This window comes from Mameliella sp. CS4 (assembly GCF_019392335.1).
Classification (GTDB): Bacteria; Pseudomonadota; Alphaproteobacteria; order Rhodobacterales; family Rhodobacteraceae; genus Antarctobacter.
The window spans coordinates 1-8,163 of sequence record NZ_JAHXRQ010000053.1 but is presented as its reverse complement, the minus strand read 5'-3'; the positions used below and the strand labels follow the sequence as shown (position 1 = coordinate 8,163).

Annotated in this window: 4 protein-coding genes and 1 pseudogene; 1 reads left to right on the top strand and 4 read right to left on the bottom strand. The window is 63.2% G+C overall.

Going from position 1 to position 8,163, the window contains the following annotated elements; translation table 11 throughout:
• Positions 1-160: 160 nt before the first annotated feature.
• From KZZ07_RS26275 to KZZ07_RS26260, 4 genes are all read right to left on the bottom strand, one after another.
• Complete coding sequence (locus KZZ07_RS26275) at positions 161-952, bottom strand: sulfotransferase family 2 domain-containing protein (protein WP_219519785.1); 792 nt, start codon at positions 950-952, stop codon at positions 161-163.
• Positions 949-4,611, bottom strand: a complete 3,663-nt coding sequence (locus tag KZZ07_RS26270) for an amino acid adenylation domain-containing protein (RefSeq protein WP_219519781.1) — start codon at positions 4,609-4,611, stop codon at positions 949-951. The genes KZZ07_RS26275 and KZZ07_RS26270 overlap by 4 nt, the downstream gene beginning before the upstream one ends.
• Positions 4,608-5,543: a sulfotransferase gene (locus KZZ07_RS26265; RefSeq protein WP_219519778.1), complete on the bottom strand. Its 936-nt coding sequence runs from the start codon at positions 5,541-5,543 to the stop codon at positions 4,608-4,610. Before KZZ07_RS26265 ends, KZZ07_RS26270 begins: the two co-directional genes overlap by 4 nt.
• A gap of 90 nt (positions 5,544-5,633) precedes the next feature.
• Positions 5,634-6,695: a hypothetical protein gene (locus KZZ07_RS26260; protein WP_219519775.1), complete on the bottom strand. Its 1,062-nt coding sequence runs from the start codon at positions 6,693-6,695 to the stop codon at positions 5,634-5,636.
• Between the two features lie 335 nt (positions 6,696-7,030).
• Here KZZ07_RS26260 and KZZ07_RS26255 point away from each other — a divergent pair.
• A pseudogene (locus KZZ07_RS26255) lies at positions 7,031-8,006 on the top strand (IS3 family transposase); the annotation flags it as partial.
• Positions 8,007-8,163: the final 157 nt, after the last annotated feature.

Here is an 8,163-nt window from a genome sequence, read left to right as displayed (position 1 = left end):
GGGTCTGGGTCTGATCATGTCGTCCAGCTACCACGCTGGATTCACGACATGAATCCCTCACCCGGTTTATGCAACAGAGCCGACCTACACCCATCACGAAGAGCGGGCTTCTTCGCGACAATTTGGTAAAGCGGCGGTACTGGCACCAAAGCGTGCCAGTTCAGGACGAGGGGCCCTCATAGCCAAAAGCCTCGATCTCTTTTTCGAAAAGATCACCTATGATCCGCGTCAATTCCGGCGTGTAAGTGGCGACTGCATTGCGGTCTGAACTTCCCCTGGTTACGCGTTTCTTTCCGTGTGGAATCCAGCCGTCCCAGGCAATTCCCAAATTGGACAAGACGCTGCCGAGGTCTTCGGTCAGGTTCTCAAACCGGATGACATGGTCGACGGCGATTTGGTCGTCGATCGTGTAGAGGGGCCAGTTGTCCGGTTCACCCGGTACGATCCCGTCAAGCGGTTCTCCGTCTCGCATGGCCTTGACGAAGGCTTCAAAGCTGGGGGGCGTGTCGGTATTGCGGGTGCGCCAGTAATAGTCCGATACGGCCTTGTCCCAGGGGTTTCGCACCACGCAGAACTTGGCGAAACTGGACCATTCGTCGGGAAAGGCTTCTGCCACGGCGGCTGCGCGGGCGTGGTAAGGATAGGGACCCAGTCTGTTGGAATAGAGGGAATGGATGCGTTTGCGGATGCGTTTGGCCCGACGTTCCGGCCCAAGCAAGCCTGTCAGGTGCAGCCTGTCCTCCATCCGGATCAAGCGCCTGCGACCGGGAAGCATACCTGCCTCGCGGCATGTCCTTGTCGTGTAGGGAATGCCGGCGTCAAAAGCCTCCTTCAAGCCGCTCAACTGCAGGTCCTCCGGTCCGAGATACCGGGCGAGCATGGCGCTGATCGAACTTCCGGCCGTCTTGCGGCAATGGAGAAAGATAAAGTGGTGACGGTGGCTCAGGATCATGCCGACACCTTTTTGCCTACGGTGCTGACAATTTCCTGGATCAGGGCTTCGGTCAATTCATGCATTCCCGCACCAGGGGCCACGTGATTGATGTTCAGAAAGCCCTCGGGCGAAATGTGGAAGGCACTTGGTCGGAGGATGCGCGGGCAATCGACCGTTTCGCATTCGGCAACTGCGGGATCGAATGTTCCTCCCCCCGTCTCGCCCTCGGCCAGCGGATGTATCCAGCCAAGAACAGGCGCCCCGAAAGAAGACAACGAGGTGCTCGCCGCCCGCCAGGCCGCCAGAGATTCCGGGTCGAAGGGGATTGCGCCCCGGTAGACCCCGGCAATCTCGTGATCCCGTTCTCGCTCCCAAAGGGCTTTCTTCTTCTTGCCTGTCGGTATCCGCTGGTCTTCGGACAGCATTCCGCTCAGGTCCGGCGCCCAGTCGAGTTCCTTTCCAGCTCGCTTGGCTTTGTGGAGCGTCCCCGCGGACGCGTAAAAGGCCTCGTCGAGATCCACGTCGCCTTTTGGCGGAACCGTGGAGAGCAGCACGGGGTCGAATTCATGCAGCACGGCCGCCACTTGGTTGTCGGCCGAGATTTCCGCCAGGTGGCGGGCCATACGGGCAAGGCCCCGCGCGGTCAGCGCAGGAAGGCCGATGTTGAGAACGCGCAGGTCATGCCCTGCAGCACGGAGCACGGATTCGGCGTGTGACGTCTCGATTGCCCGCATGGTTCCGGACGAACCATAGGCCAGAACAAGCGGCTGCCGGGTGTCTGCCAGAAGGGCGGGCGCCCTGTTCAGGAAGGCGGCGGCCCGGTTGGCGCGCGCGATCTTGTCATCGGGGATGGCGTCCAGAGCGGCGCTGGCATCTCGCCCACGTTGGAGGTTGTCGACGAGATCAGCAAAGCGCAGGTTCGCCAGAAGGGCCACGCGGGCCTCGTCCAGGTCCACTCCAAAGTCCTCGGACAGAACGATGGTGAGGTTGACGAAATCGAGACTGTCCATGCCGGCCATCAACAGGTTGTCGGCGGATCGTATCTGATCGGCGGACAGAGTCGGCTTGATCTGCAGGATGGCCTCAAGGACCCGCGCTTCGAAAGAACCGCCTGCAATCGCTTCGCGCGTGGCCAGTCGCTCCTCGATTGCGCGGGCGATGGCCGGGCGGTCGATCTTGCCGCTGGCATTGGTCGGAAACGTGATCAGGCCGAAGACGCTGGAAGGCACCATGTAGTCCGGCAAGGTGTCGCGCAGTGCCACGCGGTCCAGTGCGGGCTGTGCGGTGTCGGTTTCGACCGCGGCAATCACATGGGTCGCGTTGGTGTCAGCGGGTGGCCAGGTCAGCGCCACGACATTGTCGCCGGGGAACTGCGCCCGCAGAACGGCCTCGATTTCGCCCAGTTCGACGCGATACCCGCGGATCTTGGCCTGAAAATCGCTGCGGCCGTGAAAATGCAGGCCGTCCTTGTGGCGGGACACGAGATCACCGGTATCGTAGAAACGGCCGGTCCGACCGGGCAGGCTCACAAAGCTGCGCGCGCTGCGCTCGGGATCGTTGAGGTAGCCCTCGGCCACTTGCGGGCCGCCAAGGTGCAGTGTGCCGATCTCTCCGTCCGGCACGTCCCTGCCGTCATCTCCGATCACCAGCGCGGCCATGCCCGGGAATGGGGTGCCGATGGGGACGACGCCAGTTCCGGCCCCATCGTTCAGGTCATGGCGCAGGCAGGCGATCGTGGCCTCGGTCGGTCCATACCAATTCTCGATGCGGGCCTGGGGGGTGGCAACCTTCCAAGCGCGGGCAAGGTCCGTAGGCAGCGCCTCTCCACAGAACAGCGCGCAGCGCAGGCTGGGAAACACCCCGGGTTTCAGGGCACCGGTCCGATGCAGCGCGCCGGCAAGGGTGGGCACGGAAAACCACTGGGTGATGCCCTCACGGGTCATGTAGCTTGCCGGGTCCGCCAGGTCGCTGGTGGAGGCAACACAAAGCGCTGCGCCGCTGGACCAGGCCACAAAGAGATCGTGGACCGAAAGATCGAAAGTCAGATCGAAGGTCTGCGAGAAACGGTCGTCGGGACGGACCGACAGAATGGAGAGCGCCGCGTCCAGATAGGTGCCCAGATTGGCCTGCGAAATAGCCACGCCCTTTGGCGTGCCCGTCGATCCTGACGTGAACAGGATATAGGCGGCATCGTCGGGGCGTGCCCGGGCCGGAACCCAGTTGTCAGTCGTCCCGCCGGCGGTGCTGTCCTCAACGATGCAAAGCTCTGCCGCCGTGCCTTCTACGATGTTTTGGGCGGTTGATGCGAACACCGAGCCGCAAAGCAGCTGCGCAGTCCCCGAGCGTCGCAGGATTTCGCGATTTCGCGCGTCCGGAAACCGGCAATTCAGCGGCACATAGGTTCCGCCTGCCAGCACCGTGGCCAGGATGCCGATATAGGCCGAGGCGTGTCGCGCCGCGTAGATACCGATCACCGGGCGGTCTGCCGGCAATCGAGAGGCCAGGGCGGTCGCCGCACTGAAAAGCTCTTGATAGGTCCATGTCTTGCCATCCACCCGCAAGGCGATGTTCTGCGGGTGGATAGCAGCCGAGCTGGCCAGCCGTTCGGCAAGGTCGGGAACATGCTGTCCCGGTCGCAGATCATTCGCGGACCGCCGCACATGACGCAAGGCCACCGGTGCCGCGAGGCTGTCCAGCCGGTCGTGGTGCCGGGTCTGCTGGACCGTGTAAAACGGCGTCCACGCCTTGTTCGACCAACGTTCGATCGGCTCGACAACCGATGTCCAGACCAGCGGCCACTTCGCCGTTGCGGAGGCCGGGAAATCCCGCTGATAGCCGAGCCGGTCCATGATCGGGCCGACCATCGCCTCTACCGCTCGGATACGGCGTTTGGACAGTGTCTTGCGGTACTTGTTGAAATTGCTGCTCATCACCGGGCGGGCCAGGTTCCGCCAGGCATCCCGGCGGGATGAGAATTCCTGCACGTTTTCCTTTTGGTGATATTCCAGCATCTCGGGCGAAAAAGGCAGCCCGAGAAACCCGCAGAGTTCGTGCAACACGCCTTCGGGATTGGCGACCAAGTCTTCGTAGCGTTGAAAGAACACCCTGTCCGGCCCGAAATGCCCCAGCATCCGCAGGCCGAATTTCTGGTCCGCGGCCCAGACCTGCATCGCATTGCGGAAAGAGCCGAACTTGTTGCCGAACGCCCCGGATTTGAGCGTCACCGCCGAAGAGAGATAGTCGCGCGGATCGCGGGTCTGAAAGATGAACCGGGCGTCGGGAAAGGCGTCGATGATCTGCGCGGCGGCCTCGTGAAGCTCGTTTTCCTTGACCATCACCACGGAACTGCCGGTTTCCGTGGCGATCCCATCGTACAGGCTGCGCAAGATCTGGCTGGGCGTGAATGGCTCGGACGCCGCGACGCGCGCGGAGACGGCGTCGGCCACGGCGGCCGGGAACTGCTTGTGCAGGCTGTCATGCACATGGTCCAGCATGGCCCTGGCCACCGGTCCCTCGCGGTCGCCGTGGACAAGCGTATCGGCCCGCGCGATCACGTCACGGATCAGGTGCAGCGGCTGCGGCGCGCTGATGTCCGGGTGAGCGTCCAGCATGGCCCGGATCAGGTTCGAGCCGGAACGCTCGGAGCAGATGAGAAAGATCACCGGGGCGTCGGTCATGACTTCAGCCTTCTGTCGGGGCTGTCCAGGCCAAGCACATAGGCCGGACCTTGTGGGAAACTGCGCATCAGGGCCTTAAGGTGCAACGGCCAGTGCCGCGCGGCGCGCCAGTCCGAGGGCGCGCGCACTTCGACCTCGGTGCGCAATTCGGCAAGCACCTTTTCGTTCGAGGGCGGAAACAGGTGCTGTCGTGCCCATGACACCCGCGCCTTGCGGTCGGTTTCGAAGACGCCAGAAGGCAGGTCCTCACCGACCCAGTCCAGCACCTTGGAGAGTGTCTGTTGCGGCGTGTCGGTGAAATCCTCATACCGCAGCGAACGGTGATGCAACCCGTCAGCCGCCTGCCAGCCCGTCAGCCTGCGTTGCCGCTGGCCCCATGCGTCCAGCCGCTGGTTAATGCTGCGCGGCTTCCGTTTCGCCCAGCTGCAGGCGACGGCTCGGGGGTCCCGGATCAGGTTCAGGACGTACAGGTCGGCAACGCCGGTCAGGTGGCAGGCCAGCGCAAACTCGGGCGATTTCGAACTGTCGACCAGCACGCGTGCCCCGGTCCTGGACACCAGAGTCTTCAACAGGGAGGCCAGCGCAGCCAGAAAGCCGGGATGAGCCTGCGCAAGGTGGGCGAGGGTATCCGGTGCGTTCCAGTCCCGCAGGCCTGCCGCCTCGGTCATGAAAGCGCGCCTCCCGGCGTCGATCCGGTCCGCCTCTTCCGCGGTCTGCCCTGGGAAGGCTTCGGCACGGATGCCCCCCCAGAATTCGCAGGTCGTCAAGCTTTTGCCGCAGGTGCAAGGGACATCGCGCGCCCAGCCGACCCAGACATCGCGCAACTGGCCGATGTTCACGACGTTTTCGCCTTGCGACAACAGAATACTGAGGATTGTCGTTCCCGAACGGCCGGAGCCCGAGATCATCAGGCCAATTGGTCTGTCGCGCATCGTCTGGTCCGCTCCGGTCATTGCGAGGGTTTAATGCCACCTGCCTCGATCATTTTGAAGGCCATTCCATCCTTTCGGTGTGTGCCTGCGTCAGTTGCGCGCCCCTCTCGCGAACAGGTCGAGCAGGCTCCGGCGGCATTCTGCAAGGCGGGCGATCTCTGCCCGCAGGGTCTCGATCCGGGCCGGGTCAGTGACGCAGATGTCCGAGACCCTGCTCAGGCCGCGAATTCGGAGGTCTGCCTCTTGGGGGGGCATGGAGGGCTGGCTGATTTCGGGAAAGCGGACGCCGAATGTCTGCTCCAGCCAGTCGAGGTCTTGTTCCCGGGCCTCAATCGCCTCTTTCAGACCGTCGCGCAGACGCGGCCGCGAAAAGCCGGGGCAGTTGCTGTCGGCCTCCTGGACAAGGGCCTTCATCCTTTGGGTGCGTTTCGCGTGATAGCGGGTCGGAGCGTCGATCTCGCCGCGCAGATAGCGTTGCATGATTTCCATCGCCTCGGGGCTGAGGCTCGTGTTGTCCTCGGTCGCCGAACGCTTTGCGCTGGAAGGGTCTATCCCGGCAAAACGCTGACAGAAATCCGTCACCACGTCCTGAGCTGCCAGTTCGGACCGGGCGAAGCGCACGCAGGTCAGGGGACCGGGGCCGTGAAGGCTCCAGGGCTCCAGCGTGTCGCGGAAATAGCTGCGCGACGGAATCGTGAAATCGGGGCGTTTCTTCAGGTCCTGCTGAGCGGACGACAGGAAATGTGAAGCCGGGTCGCGCAAGTAGGCGCAGACGTCGATACGACCGAAATGGGGCCGTAGTTCATTGGTCAGGCGCTGGAGCGCGGCAGCCGGGAAGGGGCGGAACTGGTTTTCGCAGGACAGGATCACAAGTCGCGGGGGGATCTGGTGCATCGTCTCGCAGGCGTTTTGCCAGAACGTCTTTCCCAGGGACCGTTTGCGGTCGTCGGCGCGGGCACCGCTCAGACTTGGATCATGCTGTTTCACATCGTCGGTGAGATAGGAAAAGATGTCCTGATGATTGGTGTGCTTGCCGGTTTCGGGAAAAAGCACGCCTGCGTCTTGCAGCATCTCGGGGTTCGACCTCAGGAAATTCTGGATAGAGGTCGAGCCGGTCTTTCCCTGGCCGATGTGGATCAGAAGGTTGGGCATCTTGGACACGTTCGGCTTCAGAGGAAAGATCGAGGGCGGGGCAGCGGTGCGGCGAGGCCTGGCCCCGGCGTGCCGCCGTCCGGGTTTGATACACGCCTGCGACCTCACCTGCAAACTGCGCCGTTGCCCCCGCACGGTTTTTCCCCGTGCATTTTGCGGGGACTGCGCCTGCTGGGAGGCGGTGCCACCTGGCCCCGCTTGTCGAGTGGCTCAGGCCACTTTGGAAGCCGCCGAACCTTGCCTTGCAGCGACAGACCGTCGGCAGTGTCCTCGTGACCTGCCCCGGGATTTTTCCTCCACCGTCGATTAGAGTCCACCCCAACTTGAGGAGGACAATGAAGCGAACGAGATTCACGGACGAACAGATCATCCATTGCCCGGCAGGCGCAGGCGCAGCATGCTGCCGAGAGTGGCATCTCGGGCGAGCACGAAGCAGGCGCAAAGCGTGCTGTCCTTTGCCGCAAGCACGGCATGTCGGAGGGGACCTTCTACAACTGGAAGGCCAAGTTTGGCGGCATGACGGTGTCAGAGGCGAAGCGGCTGAAGACGCTGGAGGATGAGAACGCGAAGCTGAAGAAGCTGCTGGCCGAGCAGATGCTCGATCTCGCCGCGATGAAGGAGCTGGTTTCAAAAAAAGTGGTGACGCCCGCCGTGAAGCGCGAGGCGGTCGCGCACCTGAAAGCCCTGATCGGGCTTTCGGAGCGGCGGGCGTGCCGGATCGCGGGCGCGGACCGCAAGATGGTGCGCGACCAAACGCAGCGCGCGCCGGACACGGCGCTGCGCGGGCGGTTTCGGACGCTGGCCAACGAGCGCCGAAGGTTTTGCTACCGGCGGCTCTTCGTGTTGCTGCGGCGCGAGGGCGAGCCGTCGGGGATCAACCGGATCTATCGGCTCTACCGCGAGGAAGGGCTGACGGTGCGCAAGCGAAAGGCCCGGCGCAAGGTCGTCGGGACGCGGGCGCCAATCCCGGTCGAGGCGCGGCCCAACGCACGCTGGTCGCTGGATTTCGTCCATGACCAGTTTGCCAATGGCCAGCGCTTCAGGGTTCCCAACGTGGTCGACGATGTCACCCGTGAGTGCCTCGCGGCGGTCCCGGACACCTCGATTTCAGGGCGTCGTGTGGCCCGGGAATTGACCGCCTTGATCGAACGGCGCGGGAAGCCCGGCATGATTGTCAGCGACAACGGCACGGAACTGACCTCAAACGCCAACCTGGGGTGGTGTTCCGAGCACCGGATCGAATGGCACGACATCGCGCCGGGAAAGCCCATGCAAAATGGGTTCGTCGAGAGCTTCAACGGTCGGATGCGCCCCTCACGGCAGATTTGCCTTGCAAATCGTCTGCCGGGCAATGGATGAGTTGCTCAATGAGACCATGTTCCGCAATCTGGGGCCCTGTTGCATAAACCGGGTGAGGGATTCATGTCGTGAATCCAGCGTGGTAGCTGGACGACATGATCAGACCCAG

Excerpts from the sequence above, each read along its gene's own strand:
- KZZ07_RS26275 (WP_219519785.1), bottom strand. The coding sequence starts at position 952 with ATGATCCTGAGCCACCGTCACCACTTTATCTTTCTCCATTGCCGCAAG.
- KZZ07_RS26270 (WP_219519781.1), bottom strand. The coding sequence starts at position 4,611 with ATGACCGACGCCCCGGTGATCTTTCTCATCTGCTCCGAGCGTTCCGGC.
- KZZ07_RS26265 (WP_219519778.1), bottom strand. The coding sequence starts at position 5,543 with ATGCGCGACAGACCAATTGGCCTGATGATCTCGGGCTCCGGCCGTTCG.
- KZZ07_RS26260 (WP_219519775.1), bottom strand. The coding sequence starts at position 6,695 with ATGCCCAACCTTCTGATCCACATCGGCCAGGGAAAGACCGGCTCGACC.